The organism is Gilliamella sp. B3482 (assembly GCF_026536805.1).
In the GTDB taxonomy this organism is placed as follows: domain Bacteria; phylum Pseudomonadota; class Gammaproteobacteria; order Enterobacterales; family Orbaceae; genus Gilliamella; species Gilliamella apicola_E.
The window spans coordinates 335,705-357,582 of record NZ_JAFNNL010000001.1; the positions used below are offsets into that span (position 1 = coordinate 335,705).

The following is a 21,878-nucleotide window of genomic DNA, read 5'->3' on the forward strand; positions in this document are numbered from 1 at the left end:
AACCAACACTGCGAGGCGCATTATGCTTGTGTTACGGCAAATCGTCAACCCTTTTTTTTAGATATTTTGAAAAAAAGTGACAATTGATTAAGATGCAATCAAATACCGTTTAATAACGCTTCAATTCGCCTTTTTTGTAACTCATCTTGAATCAACTTTCCTTTATAACCTTCAGCAATAATATTTTGAACATTGACGCCATGAGCTAATTTATATGCCCTTTCTAGGTACTTTGCTTGTGGAAATGATTCTGTTTTAGCATAAGATTGGCTAGCAATAATTAATTGATTAAGATGATGAGGATTACGCCAAACATCTATTCGATTGAATAAATCAATAATTTGTTCAGCTGTTAATTGTGTCACGTTTTCAACTTTAAGACGGTATTGCTGCACCATTATCGCTAATTTTGTATATTGATTTGGTGCTTTAATTTGTGAACAAAGTTTTTCTGCTTCAGTTGTTAATTCACCAAATAATACTGCAAAACGAACCGTTAAATCATCGGTTAATAAAGTTGATTTCTTTAATGCATCTGCAACAGTATAAGAAAGAGTTAATGATGGAAATAATATCGCCAAAGCACCACATTGTTTTAACACTTGAAAATAAACTTGTGGATCGGAACTTGCTAATGCCTTCTCGGTCTCTTTCCAAACACGCTCTGGAGTTAGAGTATTTATTTCACCAGCTAAAACCATCTCTTCCATTAACTTTTGAGTTTCAGATGCAATTCTAAAACCTAAATGATAATAACGAGCAGCAAATCGAGCAACTCGTAACACTCGTAAAGGATCTTCTCTAAACGCAGGGGAAACATGACGCAATAATTTAAGTTTGATATCATCAATACCATGATAAGGATCGATAAGATTACCATCTTCATCCATGGCAATAGCATTAATAGTCAGGTCTCGGCGGATAAGATCTTGCTCTAAGGTAATATCCTTACTAAAGTCACAAATAAATCCAGTATAGCCTTTACCCGATTTTCGCTCGGTTCGAGCTAAGGCATATTCTTCTTTAGTTATGGGATGTAAAAAGACAGGGAAGTCTTTACCAACTTGTTGATAACCTAGAGCTAAAAGCTCATCGGGTGTAGAACCAACTACAACCCAATCTCGATCAACAAGAGGAAGATGTAATAATCTATCTCGAACAGAACCGCCAACAAGATAGAATTTGCTCATTTAGCGCATCCAGCGATCTTTTTTGCGGCGCCCCGGCATAATAGCTGGCAAAATTAAACCTAATAGGAATCCACCACCAGCTACTAAGCCACCATAAGTAAACCAAGTAACAATAAGGTCTCGTCGCTTGTCATCAACTTGATTTAGCATTGATTCAAGTTTAGTGTCTTGTGATTTATTGATTTGTTCTAATTCTTTATTTCTAGCTTGTAGGCTTTCAATTGTTTGTTCGGCTTGTTTTAATTTTTCGGAATAATCATTGATAGCATTTTGTCTATACTGCTCTGCGTTATCAACCTTATCTTTATATTCCGCAAGTTTTGACTCTAACGTTGGGACAAGTACTTTAAGGCTAGGTTGATCTTTTAGTTTATTTGATTCAATCCAAGCCGAGCTACCGTTAGGAAGTTGTATCCGGGTGTATTTACCGTCAGCGCTTTTCTCTAGTTCTGCAACTTTTTCCCCTGCTTTAACTGCATTCGTATAGGCATATTGAGAACCTGGACCGCGGCGAAGATAAATATCAACATTTTCAGTCACATATTTATCTGCTGCTTCAACACTAAAAACCAGCGTAATTAAAGAAAATAAAGTAATAATATTTTTCATAATATTTTAAAATTTCACCCATGATTAAAAATCATAATAACACAAAATACTGCCTTTTCGCACAACCATTTACAATAAAAATTGCTTAATTAGCCATTTTAGAAAAATAAAATGAAAACGATTACATTAATTGAGATCTTAATCACAAAATTAAAAATTAATCATATTAATTAATGAAAATTATTATTATTCTATATCCGAAAAGTGATTAACCTTTGGAGAGAATATGAATTGCCATCTTAGAACCCGCGATATTGATATTATCTTACGCACCCAACCTTATGCTGAACTCTGCTATTTTGGTAAACGATTACAAAACGTAAATCTTGATGATATCGATATGCTTATACCTGCCGTACCCAATTCACGTATTGATATCGATGTCCCGTTCACCCTTTGTCCTGAGGAAGGAGTAGGAAACTTTAGCACTCCAGGACTAGAAGGTCATCGAAATGGTAAAGATTGGTCACCAGTTTTTGTTACCAAAAAAGTAACCAAGAAAAAAAATGATATAACTATAATTAGTGAAGATAGTATTGCAAAACTTCGTTTGACTAGTAAGCTGATTTTAGACGAAACCGGTGTATTACAATGTCAAAATAGTCTGACTAATCTAGGTAAAGAACCATATCAAGTCAACCGTTTATCTGTAACATTACCAATTCCTGAACGTGCACAAGAATTAATGGCATTTAGTGGTCGTTGGATTAAAGAGTTCTTTCCTCACAGAACAAAAATCGAACATTGTGGATACCTGCAAGAAAACCGCCGTGGTCGTACTTCACACGAATACTTTCCGGGTATGGTAGTTGGTACCGATGGATTTAAAGAACAAACTGGTGAAGTTTGGGGTATCCATTTAGGTTGGAGTGGTAATCATCGCATCCAAGTTGCAGTGAAAAGTAATGGTAAGCGCTTCATCCAAGCCGAAGCGCTTTATCTTGCTGGAGAAATATCATTAGCTAAAGGTGAAACTTTAAGTACTCCTTGGCTTTATGCAACCTATAGTAATGAAGGCTTAAATAAGATGAGCCAGCATTTCCATCAATTTTTACGCCAAAATATTATTCATTTCGCAAGCGATAAACCTCGTCCTGTCCATCTTAATACTTGGGAAGGAATCTTCTTCGATCACAACCCAGATTACATCATGAAAATGGCGACAAAAGCAGCACAACTGGGTGTTGAACGTTTTATCATTGATGATGGTTGGTTTGGCAAACGTGATGATGATTATCAAGCATTAGGCGATTGGTATTTAGATAAACGCAAATATCCAAAAGGACTTGAACCAGTTATCAAACATGTAAAAAAACAAGGAATGGAATTTGGTATCTGGGTTGAGCCAGAAATGATCAGTAAAAACTCTGATCTTTATCGAGCACATCCTGATTGGTTACTTGAATTACCTGGCTACAATCAACCTGAAGGCCGTCATCAATACTTACTTGATTTACAAAATCCAGCGGTATTTGATTATCTACTCGAAAGATTAAATTGGCTACTCGGTAGTTATGATATTGACTATATTAAATGGGATATGAATAGAGAAATTGTTCAGGCAGGCCACGAAGGTCACCCAGCTGTAGTTGGACAAACTAATGCGGTTTATCGTTTAATGGATATTCTGCAAGAAAAATATCCTAATGTTGAAATTGAATCATGTTCTTCTGGTGGTGGTCGTATAGATTTTGAAGTGTTAAAACGTACTCAACGTTTTTGGGCCTCAGATTCGAATGATGCATTAGATAGACAAATCATACAACGAGGTATGAGCTACTTCTTCCCACCTGAGGTAATGGGTGCTCATATCGGCGGCAAAACTTGTCACACCACCTATCGTGAATTAGATATGAATTTACGAGGTTTAACAGCATTATTTGGACATATGGGTGTTGAGCTCGATCCCGTGAAAGAATCGGCAGAAGAACAAAAAGGTTTTACACATTATATCCGTTTACACAAACAGCTACGCCCATTATTGCATAGTGGTAATAGTGTTCGTTTAGATGTTGATGATAGCGCAGCTATGCAAAGCTATGGTGTGGTCAGTCAGGATAAAAAAGAAGCAGCATTTATTATAGCGCAATTGGCATTACCGACTTATGCATTAAGTGGTAACTTACGCTTAGTTGGATTATTAGCTGATAAGCAATACAAAATCGAAATTCTAGATCTACCTGATCACATTGATCCGAAAGTAAATGGTCACGCCATGAAATCATTTCCAAAATGGATGACAACCGATACCACACTGTCAGGAGATTGGTTAATGAATATCGGCTTACCATTACCTGTACTCGATCCTGCTACCGCAATGTTAATAAAAGTTACGGCAAAATAGTACGAACTGGTTAAAATTTAACTAATTTGAGGGGAATTTAGTCAATTAATCATTCCCCTTATTAATAAATTACAACTGAAACGATTCAGGCATCAATGCTTTGTTGGCAAAGCCAAAATTTTGCTTTATTATCATACATTAAGTCATAAAAGTGAGCAGATATCTGTATCAACTATTTAAGATAAGTAAGAACGTATTCTGTAATATTTCATAACTTCATTATGAATCATTTTTGGCTTAGTTATTAACAGTTCTACTTAACTTGATACCAACACAAAACTAATAATAAACTTTAAAAAAGTTACGGTAATAATTTAAAAGGTTTTTTTTATGGCGACAATAAAAGATGTTGCACATTTAGCTAAAGTTTCTGTTGCGACAGTCTCGCGAGTGATTAACAACGCCGAAAACGTTAGTGATACCACACGCGAAACCGTAAAAAAAGCCATGGAAAAATTAAGTTATTATCCTGATGCTAATGCTCGTGCATTATCACAACAAAACTCTAATACTATTGGAATTGTTGTGGCTGACGTATCCGATCCATTTTTTGGCGCTATGGTTAGCACGGTAGAAAAAGTTGCATCCAAAACAGGACATTTTTTGCTAATTGGTAATGGTTACCATAATGAACAACAAGAATATAATGCAATAACTCACTTAATAGAGCATCGCTGCTCATCACTAGTCGTTCATGCAAAAATGTTACCCGATAGCAGATTGATAAAATTAATGGAGCAAGTGCCAGGGATGGTATTAATCAATCGGCTATTGAAAGGTTTTGAAAAGCGTTGTATTGCTCTAGATGACCGTTATGGTTCATATCTAGCCGTAAAACATTTAATCCAGCATGGACATACTAAAATTGGATATTTATGCTCTAACCATGAAATTTCTGACTCGTCCGATCGGTTACAAGGCTATAAAGATGCATTAATTGAACACAATATTGATGTTAATGAAAACTTTATTGCCTTCTCCTCACCTAATGAAGAAGGAGGAGAACAAGCAATGATGTCACTATTGGAACGTAATCGAGAAATTACCGCAATTGCCTGTTATAACGACTCAATGGCCGCTGGTGCAATGTCAGTGTTATATGATAACGACATAAAAATTCCAGCAGAAATTTCCATTATTGGATTTGATGATTTGCTACTTGCGCGCTATTTACATCCAAAATTAACCACCATCCGTTACCCACTTCATACAATGGCTGAACAAGCTGCGGAACTGGCATTATGCTTGGCAAAAGGCGAAGCACCTTCAGCAAATTTAATTAATATATATACGCCCACCCTCTCTAAACGGTATTCAGTCTATCCAATTGAATAATTGATACAAAATATAAATTAATCAAAGTATACCTACCGATGTAATCGTATACATAAAAAATTAAAATTATAAAAACAAAGTCAATCAAATAAAAATGTATTCGATTACACAAATGTTAACTTGATCACTGTTTTCAATAATTGAATCATTATAATTAAAAAGTCAAAAAAGATTTTAGACATTATCAGATATACTTGAACAAATGGAGAGGCTTATGAATCCGTCCCTAGATGATATTATCAACAGACAAGATTGGAATAATCTATCTGTATTAAGCATGAACAAACTTGATACCCATCCAAAATTTCATAGTTGGCGAAACAAGCAAAGTGCTAAAAATAATGCTGATTCAAGTGCCATTATTTCACTTAATGGTGACTGGTTTTTTAGTTATTACCAAAATCCTAAACAAGTACCTGTATCATGGTTAAAAAAAGAAATAGATAAAAATACTATTCCAGTTCCATCAAATTGGCAATTACATGGCTATGATGCGCCTGTTTATACTAATATCCGATATCCATTTCCTTATAATCCCCCATTTGTTCCTGAAGATAACCCAACTGGTTGCTATTCTCGCTATTTTAAAATTGATAAAAAATGGTTAAATAAAGGGGACACAAGAATTATATTTGATGGTGTCAGCTCAGCATTTCATCTTTGGTGTAACGGCAATTGGGTTGGCTATTCACAAGACAGTCGCATCGCTGCTGAATTTGATTTAACGCCTTTTTTAAAAGAAGGTGAAAATCGAATTGCTGTATTAGTATTGAAATGGTGTGATGGTAGTTATTTAGAAGATCAAGATATGTGGCGATTAAGTGGTATTTTCCGTGGAGTTTCACTACTTAACAAACCAAAATCACATTTGAGTGATATTCATGTTAAAACGGAGCTTGACGCTTGCTATCAAAATGCAATATTAACATTGCAAGTTAACATAAAGCATGACAGTGAGATGGACATGCTAAATGTCGGTATTGAGTTATGGCAAAAAGACAAACTCATTCTTGAACAAACGCAACCAATCGGAGTATCTTTTGTTGATGAAAAAGGTGGATATAATGACCGAATGACATGCCATATCCCCGTCAATAAACCACAATTGTGGAGTGCCGAAACCCCAAATCTTTACCGACTAGTTGTTAGCTTAAATCATAAGAAAACCGGCTTGATTGAATCAGAGGCTTATAATATTGGTTTCCGAACTGTTGAAATCAAACATGGGCAACTCTGTTTAAACGGTAAACCACTTCTTATTAAAGGAACTAACCGTCACGAATTTTATCCTGATATGGGCTATGCTGTTACCGAACAAGCCATGTTGCACGATATCAAGTTAATTAAACAGCACAACTTCAACGCTGTACGTTGCAGCCATTACCCTAACGATCCTCGTTGGTATGAACTTTGTGATGAATTTGGACTATACGTAGTAGATGAAGCCAATATTGAATCGCACGGCATGTTTCCAATGTCTCGATTATCTGACGATCCTCGTTGGTTAGCAGCTTATAGTGAACGAGTAACTCGCATGGTTCAACGTGACCGAAATCATCCTGCCATAATTATTTGGTCATTAGGAAATGAATCAGGGCACGGGGCAAATCATGATGCACTATATTCATGGATAAAAAGCAATGACCCAACTCGTCCAGTGCAATATGAAGGTGGTGGTGCCAATACTAAAGCTACTGACATTATTTGCCCTATGTATGCCCGAGTTGAACAAGATCAATCTCATCCTAATGTGCCTAAATGGGCGATAAAAAAATGGATATCCATGCCAGATGAAGAACGGCCACTTATTTTATGTGAATATGCTCATGCAATGGGAAACAGTCTAGGTACATTCTATAAATATTGGCAAGCCTTTAGACAATATCCTCGATTACAAGGAGGATTTATTTGGGAATGGGCTGATCATGGTATTCGTTGCCATACCAAATCTGGCGAAAGTTATTGGGCTTACGGTGGTGATTTTGGTGAAGCGTATCATGACAGACAATTTTGTTTAGATGGTTTAGTGTTTCCTGATCGCCAAGCACATCCAAGTTTAATTGAAGCTAAAAAGGTACAACAACCTTTCCAATTTAAGCTTGTAAACCAAAAACCATTGGTTATTGAAGTAAAGAGCGAGTATTTATTCTATACTACTAACAATGAAACATTAGAATGGGAGTTGTTGGTTGATGGTAAAATACAGCTAAATGGTAAAGTTAAACTGACTATTTCACCTAATAACCCTATTGAACTCAAACTTATAGATGACATTGATAATAACTTTGATGGTGAAGACTTACACTTATCACTCAAAGTCATCCAAAATAGAGCTACTACTTGGTCTCCAGCAAAACACGTTGTAGCTTGGGAACAATTTAAATTAACCAATAGTTTTATTCCACAATTAGCATTTAGTAACAATAAAACATCGTTAAAATTAACTGAAAATAAAACCGAATTTGTTGTTAATTGGAAGAACCAGAGTTGGCAAATCAACAAAAAAACTGGCCAACTCAGTCAATGGAACAAAAACAAAAAACCACTATTAGCCAGCGCCATTGCAGATCAGTTTATACGAGCACCAATCGATAATGATATTGGAATTAGTGGTGACTTTGACAGTAATAACAATCCATATGCATGGGTCGAACAGTGGAAGGCGGCGGGTTACTTTGATTTAAGCCACAAATGTTTAGCAATAAGAGCATCACAAACTGAGAATTATGTGATCATTGAAGTTTTGCACAGCTACTCGGTGAAAAAACGCAAAGTTATTCAAAGTAAGTGGGTACATCAGTTTGATCTAGATGGTATCTTAACTATCTCAGTTGAAGTGGACATTGCCAATGACATGCCAGCACCAGCTCGTATAGGTTTGATGTATCAATTAAAAGGGATACCAAAACAGGTGAAATGGCTTGGCTTAGGACCACATGAAAATTATCCAGATCGAAAAACTTCAGCGATTTTTGGTGATTGGTCATTACCATTTTCTGAACTTTACACACCTTACATTTATCCATGTGAAAACGGCCTACGCTGTGATGTAAAACAATTAACACTTAATGAGATGACGATTACTGGTCATCAATTTAAATTTAACATCAATCAATATGGAACCAAACAGTTGATGGAAAAAAGCCATAGACACCTATTAGAACCACAACAAGACGCCTATGTCAGTATTGATGCTTATCATATGGGAATAGGCGGTGATGATTCTTGGACACCAAATGTTCACAGTGAATATTTACTAACCGATAAACATTATCGATATCAACTAAAATTTAAATGCTGATTTACATAATTTCTTCAGAAAATTAAAGGCACACCTATTTGTGCCTTTTTATTTAAGCTAAATTCTCACCATCAAACAATTTATCAAGTTTCTCAATAAACTCTTGTTTTGGTAGATGGTAAAAAATACCTTTATCAGGAAGCCCTCGTAAGAATAGATAGTAAACTCCACCAAAATAAGTTTCATATTGATAGTCGGGTAAACGACTTCGCAAAAATCGATGCAACGCCAAACAATAAAGTTGATATTGCAATTCATAACGATGCTCACACATTACTTGATTTAATGCTTGCTCAGTATAGGCCTCTATACCATCACCTAACCAATTTGATTTATAGTCAACAATATAATATTTACCTTGATACTCAAACACTAAATCGATAAATCCCTTTAACATGCCTTGTACCGTTTCAAAATCTAAAGGTGGACACTGTTTAGATAAATCATCGTATTGTTTGCATAAACTATCTAGTTGCGAGCTAGTCACGGCATGGCGAATAGGAAAATAGAATTGTAGTTCATTAATGCATTTGCTATTTAAAATACTGGCTAATGTCGAACAATCTTGATGTAGTTTAGTTGTTAATACTTGTTGAAGCCAATCATTTAGTACCCTTAACCAAGGTTCATCCAAACCCAATTTTTTAATCGTAGTTGTACATAATTCATCGGCATTACTTGGCGTTAAATTTTCCATAATGGAATGTAACAATGTACCAACATAAGCACCTTTTGGAAAATGATGAATATCATATTGCACCTCAGATAATAAAGAAGCATCTGGCGGTACACGACTCTCACTCCAATCACTAGCTGAATTAAAACCATTGTTATGTTTTTGTAACTCGGTATAGCTTGTCACTCGCCAACTATTAGATAATTTACGTTTAAATTCATTAGCAGCCAGTAACATATTAGGCGCTTCTGTGGCAGTATATTGCTCCCCCAATATAGGTAATTGTAGTTCAACCAAATCAGCAAACTTACCTATCGAGCGTAATTCGCCTTTTAATAAATAATCAATTGCTGATTGACTCTTTTTCAATGATGCTAAGCCAACACTACAATGATAGATTGAGCGCGTCATTGCTACATAAAGTAATCGTAGATCTTCAGCTAAACGTTCATCTTCAATTTGTTGTTTAACATCATCGGTTAGTAACCAAGCATAAGTGGGTTGATAATCATTATTTTTATCATGATAAAACTGACTATCTGAATTACGAAATTGGGCAGCAAATGGTAACCATACGATAGGAAACTCTAAACCTTTTGATTTATGAATTGTGATAATTTTAACTAAATTTTCATCGCTTTCTAAGCGTTGTTCATGATTTTCTATATTAGAGTCAGGGCTGACAATTTGCCTAGATAACCAACGAACCAAAGCATGTGGGCTATCTAGTTCATCAGCGGCTTCTTGCAACAATTCGCCTAAATGCATAAAGTTAGTTAATGTACGTTCACCATTTGGGCTAGCTAGGATATTTTCAGCTAACTTACGCTTTTTCATCATCCGCCGCAACATTACTAATACACCATAATATTGCCAAATAATCTGGTACTGTTTGAACTCCTCTATCAACCCTTCCCATTTATCTTGATCATCGATAATTTGCTCCAGCTCTGCCATTGTTTGCCCTAATAGTGTCGTCATTAAAGCTAAACGCAAAGCCGCTTCATTTTCGGGCATTAAAACAGCTTGTAATAGATAAAGAATCTCTTGTGCTTCTTTAGATAGGAATACGCTATTGCGATTGGATAAATAAACGCTTTTAACCCCAAAAGCAGCCAATTTTTGTTGGATGATTTCGGCTTCGCGCCCAGTTCGGACTAAAATCGCAATATCAGCAGTGGTGATTGAACGATGCTCATCTTTATCCTTTATCAAAATTGTTGGATCTGTCAACCAAGTCACAATTTGCTTAGCGCAACAGCTAGCAATATGTTCTTGATAATCTGTTTTTGTGGTAACTTCATCTGGTAATAAATAGCCTGTTAACGCATTAACTTCACGTTGATTGATGATCAATCCTTTATGCTGATTTCTTTCAGCACTTTCCATTGGAAAAAAAGAAATATTTTCAAAAATAAAAGGATTATCATGATTGCTAAATAGTGCATTGACTGCATCAACCATAGACGATGAGGAGCGATGATTAGCCTGCATAGTAAAATTATTTTCACCGGTTGATAATTTCGCTTTTAAATAAGTAAAAATATCCGCACCACGAAAACTATAAATAGCTTGCTTCGGATCACCAATAAACAATAAACCGGTTGATTCAGGATAACGACCATAGATACGATCAAAGATTTTATATTGCACAGGATCAGTATCTTGAAATTCATCAATCAAAGCCACGCAATATTTTTGCGCAATACTTTGTGCTAATCGCTTTCCATTTCTAGCTCGTAAGGCGCGATTTAACTGGCTTAATAAATCGTCAAAACTCATCTTACCAAGTTTAACTTTTTGCGCATAAATACCTTTTTGAATGACGCTAACGATATCCATTAAAATTTCGCTACGTAAATCAATAACACTATTGCATAACCAATCGATCTTTTCAAAAACAACATGAACAGGAGGATCTTTATCTTGCTTAGTTTTTTCAATTAAAATCGATTGGCTAAATTTAGTTAATTCACTAGGTATTTTGAATGATTGGGTGGGTAATTGAGCCCAAGCAGTCACTTTAGCAAACCAATTCGGTAAAAAGCGGTTATTATAAGATTGTTTATTAACTCCTGATCGAGCAATGATTTCAGGAAGATCTGCAACAGAATCTAACCACAGTTTTTTAACCAATTCGATCTGCTCAAGATGTTTTCGATAAAACTGCTCGATCTTTTTAGTAATGTCAAAATTCTCTTCTTGCGATTGATCAAATTCAAAATTTAAATAAGGATTAATATCTGATAATAATGATTTTGGATCTTGCCAATAATCAAGAATTAAATAAACTAACGCTCTATCAAGCGGAACAAAATAGTGACGCCAAAAATCTTGGACAACTTGTAACTTTAGGTCTTGCTCATCAGTAATTAGCGTCTGCTCAAACAGTACCCCAGATTCAAAAGCATGGCTAGTTAAAATGCGTTGACAAAAACCATGGATAGTATAAATCGCTGCATCATCCATTGATTGTTGAGCTTGAGTTAGTCTTTGGATAGCATCATCTGTATCTTCAACTAAATCAATTAGCTGTTGATAGATAGGATCTTCATGACGACCTTGTAAAAGTCCTAAACGCAGTTCTTGGATATTTTGTCTTATTCGCGATCTAAGTTCTTGAGTTGCAGCTTTTGTAAAAGTCACAACTAAAATTTGATTAACCTCGAGCGGTGTAGGATAGTTATTTTTACCAATCCCAAGTAATAACCGGAGATAAATGAATGCGAGCGAATAGGTTTTACCCGTCCCAGCCGACGCTTCGATCAGCGTTCGACCTGTTAACGGTAAATCAAAAAGATTAAGTTTTTTTATCCCACTACATGAAACCATTCTAACTTTCCTGCCGCATTGGATGATAGTTCAACACAAGCAATAGCAGCTGTAGGAAACATTGGTGGTGAAACATCTGGACATAATTCATTAACCAAATAACCAACTAAAGGAAGATGGGAAACAATAATTACATTCTCGATCCCACGAGCGGGAAGTGTCATTAATAAATCGGCAATATGGGAAGGACTTCCACCTGGCACCAAAAAATTATCAGTTTCAACTTTAGGTATGTGGCAGTATAAAGACAATTCAGAGAAAGTTTGTTGTGCTCTTAGATAAGGACTAACTAACCCTAAATCAAATTTGAAATCTTGCTGATTAAGCCATATACCAGCCAAACTGGCTTGTTTTCTACCAAAATCAGTCAATGATCGACTTGCATCAGATGAAGCAGAAAAACCTGCTTCACCATGCCTCATAATACAAATCTTCATAAAACAGGAATTAACGTAATTTTAATTGGAAGATCATACATTCTGCACCACAACAGAAAGTAAATTTAGCTGTCAATTTATAGCCATTTTCTACTTTATCGATGCTGCTATTGATTTCGCAAGGTTCTGTTTCAACATCTTTAGCTGCTTGTGTCAAAGAGGCTAATTTTGCTTTTGCTTCTGATTCAGTTGTGAAAATATTTTCATATTCTGCACTACAATCTTCATTATCAATAATTGTGCCGACATCAACACAACAACAAGCTGGTGTTTCATTAGCTTTACATTTATTTAGAGAATCTGTCATCCTATACCTCTGTTCACCGATTGAATTGATATTAGTATACTCTGAATAAACACCAAGGGCAAAATGTAAAAAAGCTTTACCACGGCAAAAATTTTTAGCGTATATTAGTTCCTAATTTTTATATTTTTGAATTAATTTGTAATATCATGGAACAGTATAATCACGTTCGTAAAATGGCTATTTTAGTAGCGGCAACCTTCTTCATGGAAAATCTAGACGCTACGGTGATAACCACAGCAATTCCCGCAATGGCGAAATCATTTTTAACTAATCCACAAGATTTATCTATCGGTATTAGCGCCTATATGTTAGCACTTACAATTGGCCTTCCCGCGAGTGGCTGGATCGCAAATCGATTTACAGCTTATCGTGTCTTCTCGATTTCAATTATATTATTTATGTTGGCATCAATATTGTGTGCTTTATCGACTAACCTAACCATGTTTACTATCGCAAGATTGATTCAAGGTTTAGGGGGATCATTAATGGTGCCAGTAGGTAGAACAGTAGTACTAAGTCGAACTGAAAAACAGCATCTTGTTAGCACAATATCAATTCTCGTTTGGCCAGGTTTAATTGCACCATTGATGGGACCAATTATTGGTGGATTCTTTGCCCAATATCTCACTTGGCATTGGATATTTATCCCCAATATTCCATTAGGCTTTATTGCATTATTTTTCGCTCATCACCTATTACCTAAAGAACTACCTGAAAAACGCTCATTTGATATTGTTGGATTTATCGCTTGTGGCTTAGGCTTATTATTGTTTGTGTATGGACTTGAAATGGTTTCCCACTCAAATAGTCGTTTATGGCTAGCTCTCGGCACTTCCTTTGCAGGTTGCCTAATATTAATCTTCGCCTATTATCATCTCACGCATACACAATACCCATTAATTAGCCTATACGCATTTTCAAAACGCACATTTAGAATGACCTTCTTTGGAGGATCACTAATACGGATGGGTTTAAACAGTGCTCCATTTATTTTACCACTAATGTTTCAAGTCGGTTTTGGATGGTCACCATTAACAGCTGGTTCCTTATTACTTTCACTATTCGCAGGAAATATCATTTTCAAAACCATTAATACACCTTTAATTCACAAGTTTGGGTTTCGTAAAATTCTAATCGTTAATGGTCTATTATTATCATTTAGTTTTGTATTGTGTGCGCTCTTCACACCAAAAACACCAATCATTTGGATTATATTGGTTCTATTCTTTTCTGGTGGTGCACGTTCGATCCAATTTACTACAATAACAACCTTAAGTTTTTCAGAAATTGAAAAAAACGAAATGCAAAGCGCTAATATTTTATCAACCCTTTTTCAACAACTAAACAACGTGCTAGGCATTGTTTTAAGTGCCTTATTTCTATTTATTGCCTCAAGCTATAATGAACATAATCAGATAATGATTGAAGATTTTCGGTTAGCATTATTTATGGTGGCAGGAATGACTTTATTGGCGATGATTGATTTTATCACGTTACCCAAAAATGCTGGCAACAATTTAAATGAAAAAAAACCTCTGCCATAAGATGCAGAGGTTTAAGATGAATTAAAGTTCTAAAACTTAGGTGCTGATGGGCGACCCCGTTTTTTCGCAAAACCTTTATCCTTAGACTCAGGTTTACTACTTCTACTTCCACGCTTAGCTTCAGATGGTTTACCTGTAACTAAACTCATTTTCATCGGTTGATTTAGCACTCTAACGCGCTCAAAGTGCTTAAGGATATCTTTAGGCATACCTTTTGGTAATTCTACTGTTGAATAAGTCTCGTAAAGTTTGATATTACCAATATAGCGACTACTAATATCAGCTTCATTGGCAATTGCACCAACAATATGGCGCACTTCAACACCGTTTTCTTTACCAATTTCAATACGATACATATCCATCTCGCCAACATCTCGACGCTCACGACGTTTTGGAGACTCACGATTATCGCCTCGTAAACGACGCTCACCACTTCGACCATCACGATATTCTTTTGTTGGTTTAAAGACCGGATCAGGAGGAAGAATTAACGGACGATCACTTTGTGCTAAACGTAACAGTGCAGTTGCAATCGTTTCAAGATCTGCACCACTATCAGCTTGGATTTGAGTTAATAACGATTGATACTGATCTAAATCCGCACTCTCAAGTTGTTGTTGAACTTGCTGAGTAAATTTAGCCAAACGACGTTTTTCAAGTAATTCTTTAGATGGTAGTGCCACTTCCGGAATGGGTTTCTTGATAGTTTGCTCAATATTTTTAAGCAAACGACGCTCACGACTATCCACAAACAAAATCGCTCGCCCTGCTCGTCCAGCGCGTCCAGTTCGTCCGATACGATGAACATACGATTCAGAATCAAGTGTAATATCATAGTTAATTACTAAGCTAATACGCTCAACATCTAACCCTCGCGCTGCAACATCGGTTGCAATTAAAATATCTAACCGACCATTACGTAAACGATCGAGTGTTTGTTCTCGTAGTTGTTGCGTCATATCACCATTTAAGGCTGCACAACTATAACCATGTTTTTCTAATACTTCTGCTACTTCTAAAGTTGCAGTTTTAGTACGCACAAAAACAATCGCAGCATCAAAATCTTCAGCTTCTAAGAAGCGCACAATTGCTTCATTCTTACGCATACCGCGTACTAACCAATAGCTTTGATCAATATCGGGAGCCGTTTGATTAGTCCCTTTGATTTGCACTTCTTTTGGATTATGCATAAAACGTTTAGTAATACGACGAATTGGGGCTGGCATAGTTGCTGAAAACAGCGCCGTTTGATGATCCTCTGGAATTGAAGCCATAATGCTTTCAACATCATCAATAAAGCCCATTCTTAGCATTTCATCAGCTTCATCTAATACTAAACCTTTAAGATTAGAAAGATCTAAAGTCTTACGGTTTAAATGATCTAATAAACGACCAGGCGTCCCCACAACAATTTGAGGACCTTGTTTTAATGCACGCAATTGCACATCATAACGTTGACCACCATAAAGAGCTAATACATTAACCCCTTTTACATATTTAGAATACTCAGCACAAGCATCAGCAACTTGAATAGCTAGCTCACGTGTTGGTGCTAAAACCAATAATTGTGGCGCTTTCAAATTAGCATCAATATTCATTAAAAAAGGGATTGAAAAGGCTGCAGTCTTACCACTACCTGTTTGAGCCATACCTAATACATCATTACCCTCTAAGAGTAAGGGAATACATTCAGCTTGGATTGGTGATGGTTTGGTAAAACCAAGATCATTTAATGCATTAAGGATTTCCTCAGATAAACCAAGGTCAATAAAAGATATTTCTTTTGTCATGTAAACTCGCTTATAAATTTGCCTATATACGCTTAATATTTGGTTAGGATTACATTTGATCGTTATTAATCAAGATAATTCATGAGGATTACTGCATACATCACAAATTATGACTATACCAAAATAAAGAAGCCTATATAAATTTATGCCAGCTCACTAAATTGAAAATTTACAACTCACCCCAATAACTGACAACCAATACTTACTCAATCAAATAGCCATTTATTCTAATGCAATTGATATTTGAAAAAATACAATTGATAAGAAACATGTAAAGAATCGAGAATATATTTTGGGCAAATCAGAACTACGCTATAACAATATTTTCACTTTTAAACTGGCATGACCCTTGTTACTTTTCGTCAAGTAACTTAATTTCATAGAGCGCCTGTTGATGTTCAACAAAGTTATAAATATTATTTGCTAAAGCATATTTAAATAACATTTTGGCACGCTCACTGTTACCTTTACTTTGGTAATATTTACCTAAATAAAAGTAAGCTTCACAAAGGCGCTCGGCTAATTGCCGATCATTTTCAACACCTTGTTGAAGGTTTTGCATTAATTTAGATTCGCTTATCTTACCTAAATAAAATGCAATGATATTACTGCCATAACTCGATTTATCGTTAATAAGATCGTAACGTTTTTGTAGCTGAGTTAAGGCAGCTTGTTTATCTATTTCTTTTTCAATCAAATAAAGCCATAAAATCCGAATAGGCTCATTGACATCATATTTATAAAATTTTTCTGCATCAAGCTTTGCAGCTTGATAATGCCCTGTACGATACAGAGTTACTGCACGATTGAAATAGGCATAAGCATAAGATGAATCCAGCTCTAATGTTGTATTAAAAGCCATCATCGCATTATCGAAATCACCGTCTCTTAACGCATAAGTACCCAGAAAATTATATACATCTGGAATTTCTGGGTTAAAGCTTAAAAGATGGTTAAAATCGCTTTGTGCAAATGCTTTAAAACCTAATGAATCGTAAATAATTCCTCGTTCAAAAATAAGCTGCATCCTAGATGAGGTATCAAGATCGCGACTTGATAACTGCTGACTAATTTGCGCTATTTTCAATTCATCGTCATAGGTAACTTGCTCAGGAGCAACAAGTAACGGCTGAGAATTTGAACAACCTGACAAAATAATGACTGCAAGAATACAGCACAACATCCTCAGGTTGAATAATCTCATTTTTTAACTCCTGGTGAATAATATCTTATTCAGCTGCTGGCTCAACATCAGAATTCGGCTCAACAGCATCTTTCATACTTAAACGAATTCGACCTTGGCGATCAATTTCAAGTACTTTAACATTCACTTCTTGACCTACTTTCAAGTAGTCTGCAACTTTCTCAACACGGTGATCAGCAATTTGAGAAACATGAACAAGTCCCTCTTTACCACCAATAATTGATACAAAAGCACCGAAATCAACAATACGGGTTACCTTACCAGTATAGATTTTACCAATTTCAACATCAGCAACTAAATTATTAATACGTTCGATTGCATCTTTAGCCTTATTGCCATCAGTTGCCGCAATTTTAACTGTACCATCATCAGTAATTTCAATGGTAGTACCAGTCTCTTCAGTTAGTGCACGAATCGTAGCACCACCTTTACCGATAATATCGCGTATTTTATCTGGATTAACATTCATCGTATAGATACGAGGAGCAAATTCAGAAATTTCCTGACGAGGTTTATTAATTGCTTGTTCCATCACCCCTAAAATATGCAAACGAGCACCTTTAGCTTGATTTAATGCAACTTGCATAATTTCTTTAGTGATACCTTCAATTTTGATATCCATTTGAAGTGCACTCACACCTTCACGGGTACCAGCTACTTTGAAGTCCATATCACCTAGATGATCTTCATCACCTAAAATATCAGATAACACCACAAAGTTATCGCCTTCTTTCACAAGCCCCATTGCGATACCTGCAACAGAAGACTTAATTGGCACACCTGCATCCATGAGCGCTAATGAAGCACCACAAACTGAAGCCATTGAAGAAGAACCATTAGATTCAGTAATCTCTGAAACCACACGAACAGTATATGGGAACTCTTCTTTACTTGGCATTACAGCAGCAACACCACGCTTAGCTAAACGACCATGACCAATTTCACGACGTTTTGGCGAACCAACCATGCCAGTTTCACCTACTGAGTATGGAGGGAAGTTGTAGTGTAATAAGAATCGCTCAGTATACTCACCAGTTAACTCATCAATAATCTGAGCGTCACGTTCAGTCCCCAAAGTTGCTGTCACTAGTGCTTGAGTTTCACCACGTGTAAATAAAGCACTGCCATGCGTTCTTGGCAATACATTGGTACGAATATCAAGCGCACGAATCATATCTTTTTCGCGACCATCAATACGTGGCTCACCAGCGATAACACGTTGACGAACGATTTGACTTTCTAAATCAACAATAATATTGATAACTTCGTTTTCATCAAGCTCTTCGTCTTTCTCTTTAAGTACCGCTAACACTTCTTCTTTAATCAAATCGATTTGTGCATAACGAGCTTGTTTTTCAGTGATACGATAAGCCTCACCTAAACGAGCTTTAGCTAAGTCAGAAACAGCATTAAACAGCTCTTCATTTTTAGCTGGTGCAACCCAATCCCATTTTTCACAGTTCGCTTTAGCTACAAACTCATTAATATTATCAATAACAACTTGTTGTTGATCATGACCAAAAACCACCGCAGCTAACATCTGATCTTCTGTTAACAAATCAGCTTCTGATTCAACCATTAACACGGCACTTTTGGTACCTGCAACAACCAAATCTAAACGGCTTGATGCTAGCTCTTTAACTGATGGATTTAGCACAAACTCATCATTGATAAAACCAACACGTGCTGCGCCAATTGGACCATGGAACGGTACGCCAGATAAACAAAGCGCAGCCGATGCACCAATCATCGCCACCAAATCAGGGCTAACATCTGGATTTACAGACACCACAGTTGCAATGATTTGAATCTCATTAACAAAACCTTCTGGGAATAAAGGACGAAGTGGACGGTCAATTAAACGAGCAATTAACGTTTCGCCTTCGCTCGGACGACCTTCTCGTTTAAAGAAACCACCTGGAATACGGCCTGCTGCATAAGTACGTTCTTGATAGTTAACGGTTAAAGGAAAGAAGTCTTGCCCTTCTTTCACTTTCTTATTAGCTACTACAGTCACAAAAACCGCAGTATCGTCCATATTGACCATAACCGCAGCTGTTGCTTGACGCGCCATAATACCCGTTTCTAATGTAACTGTATGACGACCATATTGAAATTTTTGATATGTCGGATTAAACAAAATAAATTCCTCTTGTTATAAATCATGTTGAAGTTTGATATTTCGACAGGAAGCAGCGCAATGCTGGAACATATTGATACACACTTCAACCATGTGGGGGATACTCAACAAAAGATTATTTCACTGTCACGACTAATGACAAATCTATAAATTATAGAGCTCTCATTAGTCGCGCGAAACATGAGACATAATCTTCTATTTTTATTAATTTTTCTCTACAAAGCAATTAAACATGCTTTTCGAGCTCAGCATTATAGCAAAGCCCTAAATTTATACAACGAAAAAGAGGCCTAAGCCTCTTTTCAAGTAGATAAATATTAGCGACGTAAACCTAGTTTTTGAATCAACTGGTTATAACGGTCAAAGTCTGTACGACGTAAATAATCTAATAATTTACGACGGCTAGAAACCATACGTAATAAACCACGACGGCTATGGTGATCTTTCTTATGCTCAGAAAAATGACCTTGTAAATCATTAATACGCGCAGTTAAAAGAGCGACTTGAACTTCAGTTGAACCAGTGTCGTTAGTACCACGACCATATTCAGCAACGATTTTCGCTTTTGCTTCTACAGTTAGAGACATAATAAACCTCTTAAAATAAATAAAAAAATGGAATGACCGATCTCTAATTCAGACATTCCTCGGTATTCATATAATCAATACATGAATTGTGCGCAATTATACTGGAATTTATTGAAATAGCAATTTGATTTAGTAATTTAAAACGCTTATTTAAGTTTAAAACCATATTCTTCTTGGATAAGCTTTTTCAACGCTTCAATATAATTTTGCGCCGACAAACTTAATTGCGCTTTTTGCGAAGTTATCCAACCGATTAAAATCTTCTCATCAACAGCTAAAGGAATAGACAAAATATCCGAACCATTCAAATCAGTACTGAGCACGCCAGTACTAATTGTATAACCATTTAACCCATGCAATAAATTAAACAACGTCGCTCTATCACTTACATGAATACTTTTCTTATGATAGACGGTACTTAAAATCTCTTCCGAAAAATAAAAAGAGTTATATTCACCCTGTTCAAAAGAGAGATATGGAAAATCCTCCAAATCTTCAAGCGTCAACGACTTCATAGCAGCTAAAGGATGATGGGTGCTAATAAACACATGAGGATCGGCTTCGAACAAAGGATTAAAAGTAAGGCGATGCTCTTTAAGCAGTCGCAAAATCACCTTTTGATTAAAATCAGTCAGATACAAAATACCCACTTCACTACGCAAATTGGCAACATCAGTAATAATGTCGTAAGTCCGTGTTTCACGTAAGGTAAACTCATATTCATCTGTATGATTCTTCTTGATTAAATTAACAAACGCATTAACTGCAAACGCATAGTGTTGCGTTGAAATACTGCATAACTGCTTAGAGGGTTCTTTTTTTGAAAAATGTTGCTCCAACAACTGAGCTTGATCTAAAACCTGCTTAGCATACCCCAAAAATTCCACCCCATCAGCCGAAAGTGAAACCCCTTTTGATGTTCTTACAAAAATCTCGATACCGAATTCGGCTTCCAAATCCTTAACCGCAGTGGAAAGACTAGGCTGAGTAATATAAAGATTCTTAGCAGCCTCATTAATCGAGCCTGAGCGAGCTATTTCTAAAATGTAACGTAATTGTTGAAGTTTCATAATATTGTGTGTGACCTAAAAACCAATATTAATTCAGAATATACGCTACTATAAACATTGTAAGTATAATTGTACAGAAAAAGGAAAATAGCTTGTTTGCAGGATTAATCGACGTATTTTTAAGTTTCAAAAACCCCGTTCCTCAACTTTTTAGGCTTCGCTTTCATAAGATTTTATTGTGTTCTAATTCGCCATTGATAGGGTTTATAAACGGCTTATGCAGCTGTAAAGTTTTAATGTATATGTCGGTCGTGAGCGCACATTTTCTAAACAACTTATGCAGCTGTAAAGAAAACCGAAAGACGGCGATATCGTTATCACGTTTTCTAAACAACTTATGCAGCTGTAAAGAACCATGGCCTCTCGTGCACCCAATTGATTGCTTTCTAAACAACTTATGCAGCTGTAAAGTCAAAGATGTTTGCATTACGTTAGAAGCCAAGTTTCTAAACAACTTATGCAGCTGTAAAGAAACAGTAACTAATAAGCGTGTAAACTCAAATTTTCTAAAC

General features: G+C 36.1%; 14 protein-coding genes and 1 CRISPR repeat array (1 of these 15 cut by a window edge). Of the genes, 4 read left to right on the forward strand and 10 right to left on the reverse strand.

Features of this window, described 5'->3' with window-relative positions:
* Window positions 1–98 precede the first annotated feature (98 nt).
* Window positions 99–1,190, reverse strand: a complete 1,092-nt coding sequence (locus tag J3U18_RS01605; RefSeq protein WP_324169781.1) for a multifunctional CCA tRNA nucleotidyl transferase/2'3'-cyclic phosphodiesterase/2'nucleotidase/phosphatase — start codon at window positions 1,188–1,190, stop codon at window positions 99–101.
* Window positions 1,191–1,799 carry a TIGR04211 family SH3 domain-containing protein gene (locus J3U18_RS01610; protein WP_065562190.1) on the reverse strand — a complete coding sequence of 203 codons (609 nt, stop codon included), beginning with the start codon at window positions 1,797–1,799 and terminating at the stop codon, window positions 1,191–1,193.
* Window positions 1,800–2,025: 226 nt separating this feature from the next.
* Here J3U18_RS01610 and J3U18_RS01615 point away from each other — a divergent pair, with 226 nt between their 5' ends.
* The 3 genes from J3U18_RS01615 to J3U18_RS01625 all read left to right on the forward strand — a co-directional run bounded on the left by J3U18_RS01615 (window position 2,026) and on the right by J3U18_RS01625 (window position 8,779).
* A complete protein-coding gene (locus J3U18_RS01615; protein ID WP_267330125.1) occupies window positions 2,026–4,143 on the forward strand; it encodes an alpha-galactosidase in 2,118 nt (705 codons plus the stop codon).
* Between the two features lie 330 nt (window positions 4,144–4,473).
* Window positions 4,474–5,478: a substrate-binding domain-containing protein gene (locus J3U18_RS01620; RefSeq protein WP_267330124.1), complete on the forward strand. Its 1,005-nt coding sequence runs from the start codon at window positions 4,474–4,476 to the stop codon at window positions 5,476–5,478.
* Between the two features lie 202 nt (window positions 5,479–5,680).
* A complete protein-coding gene (locus J3U18_RS01625) occupies window positions 5,681–8,779 on the forward strand; it encodes a beta-galactosidase (protein ID WP_416380368.1) in 3,099 nt (1,032 codons plus the stop codon).
* A gap of 52 nt (window positions 8,780–8,831) precedes the next feature.
* Here the strand turns inward: J3U18_RS01625 and recB are convergent, their stop codons facing one another.
* Genes recB through J3U18_RS01640 form a run of 3 tightly spaced genes read right to left on the reverse strand, consistent with a single transcriptional unit; the run spans window position 8,832 to window position 13,031 of the window.
* Window positions 8,832–12,287 carry an exodeoxyribonuclease V subunit beta gene (gene recB / locus J3U18_RS01630; RefSeq protein ID WP_267352746.1) on the reverse strand — a complete coding sequence of 1,152 codons (3,456 nt, stop codon included), beginning with the start codon at window positions 12,285–12,287 and terminating at the stop codon, window positions 8,832–8,834.
* Complete coding sequence (gene sixA / locus J3U18_RS01635) at window positions 12,266–12,709, reverse strand: phosphohistidine phosphatase SixA (RefSeq protein ID WP_267352747.1); 444 nt, start codon at window positions 12,707–12,709, stop codon at window positions 12,266–12,268. Before sixA ends, recB begins: the two co-directional genes overlap by 22 nt.
* A 25-nt stretch (window positions 12,710–12,734) precedes the next feature.
* Window positions 12,735–13,031 carry a YfcZ/YiiS family protein gene (locus tag J3U18_RS01640; RefSeq protein ID WP_065562196.1) on the reverse strand — a complete coding sequence of 99 codons (297 nt, stop codon included), beginning with the start codon at window positions 13,029–13,031 and terminating at the stop codon, window positions 12,735–12,737.
* A gap of 146 nt (window positions 13,032–13,177) precedes the next feature.
* Between J3U18_RS01640 and J3U18_RS01645 the strand changes: the two genes are divergently transcribed.
* On the forward strand, window positions 13,178–14,575 hold the full coding sequence (locus J3U18_RS01645; RefSeq protein ID WP_267352748.1) for an MFS transporter: 1,398 nt from the start codon (window positions 13,178–13,180) through the stop codon (window positions 14,573–14,575).
* Window positions 14,576–14,604: 29 nt separating this feature from the next.
* On the opposite strand, the gene J3U18_RS01650 is transcribed toward J3U18_RS01645, so the two are convergent.
* The 5 genes from J3U18_RS01650 to J3U18_RS01670 form a co-directional block, all read right to left on the reverse strand.
* Window positions 14,605–16,365 carry a DEAD/DEAH family ATP-dependent RNA helicase gene (locus J3U18_RS01650; protein ID WP_267352749.1) on the reverse strand — a complete coding sequence of 587 codons (1,761 nt, stop codon included), beginning with the start codon at window positions 16,363–16,365 and terminating at the stop codon, window positions 14,605–14,607.
* Between the two features lie 352 nt (window positions 16,366–16,717).
* Window positions 16,718–17,569: a lipoprotein NlpI gene (gene nlpI / locus J3U18_RS01655; RefSeq protein WP_267352750.1), complete on the reverse strand. Its 852-nt coding sequence runs from the start codon at window positions 17,567–17,569 to the stop codon at window positions 16,718–16,720.
* A gap of 25 nt (window positions 17,570–17,594) precedes the next feature.
* Entirely contained in the window at window positions 17,595–19,709 is a 2,115-nt protein-coding gene (gene pnp, locus J3U18_RS01660) for a polyribonucleotide nucleotidyltransferase (protein ID WP_065562199.1), read from the reverse strand.
* Between the two features lie 317 nt (window positions 19,710–20,026).
* The gene (gene rpsO / locus J3U18_RS01665; RefSeq protein ID WP_065562200.1) at window positions 20,027–20,296 is read right to left on the reverse strand and encodes a 30S ribosomal protein S15; all 270 of its coding nucleotides are present in this window, start codon (window positions 20,294–20,296) and stop codon (window positions 20,027–20,029) included.
* Window positions 20,297–20,442: 146 nt separating this feature from the next.
* On the reverse strand, window positions 20,443–21,366 hold the full coding sequence (locus J3U18_RS01670) for a LysR family transcriptional regulator (protein WP_065562201.1): 924 nt from the start codon (window positions 21,364–21,366) through the stop codon (window positions 20,443–20,445).
* A 203-nt stretch (window positions 21,367–21,569) separates the two neighbouring features.
* Window positions 21,570–21,878: direct repeats of the CRISPR family, unit length 28 nt; unit sequence TTTCTAAACAACTTATGCAGCTGTAAAG (it continues 200 nt past the right edge of the window).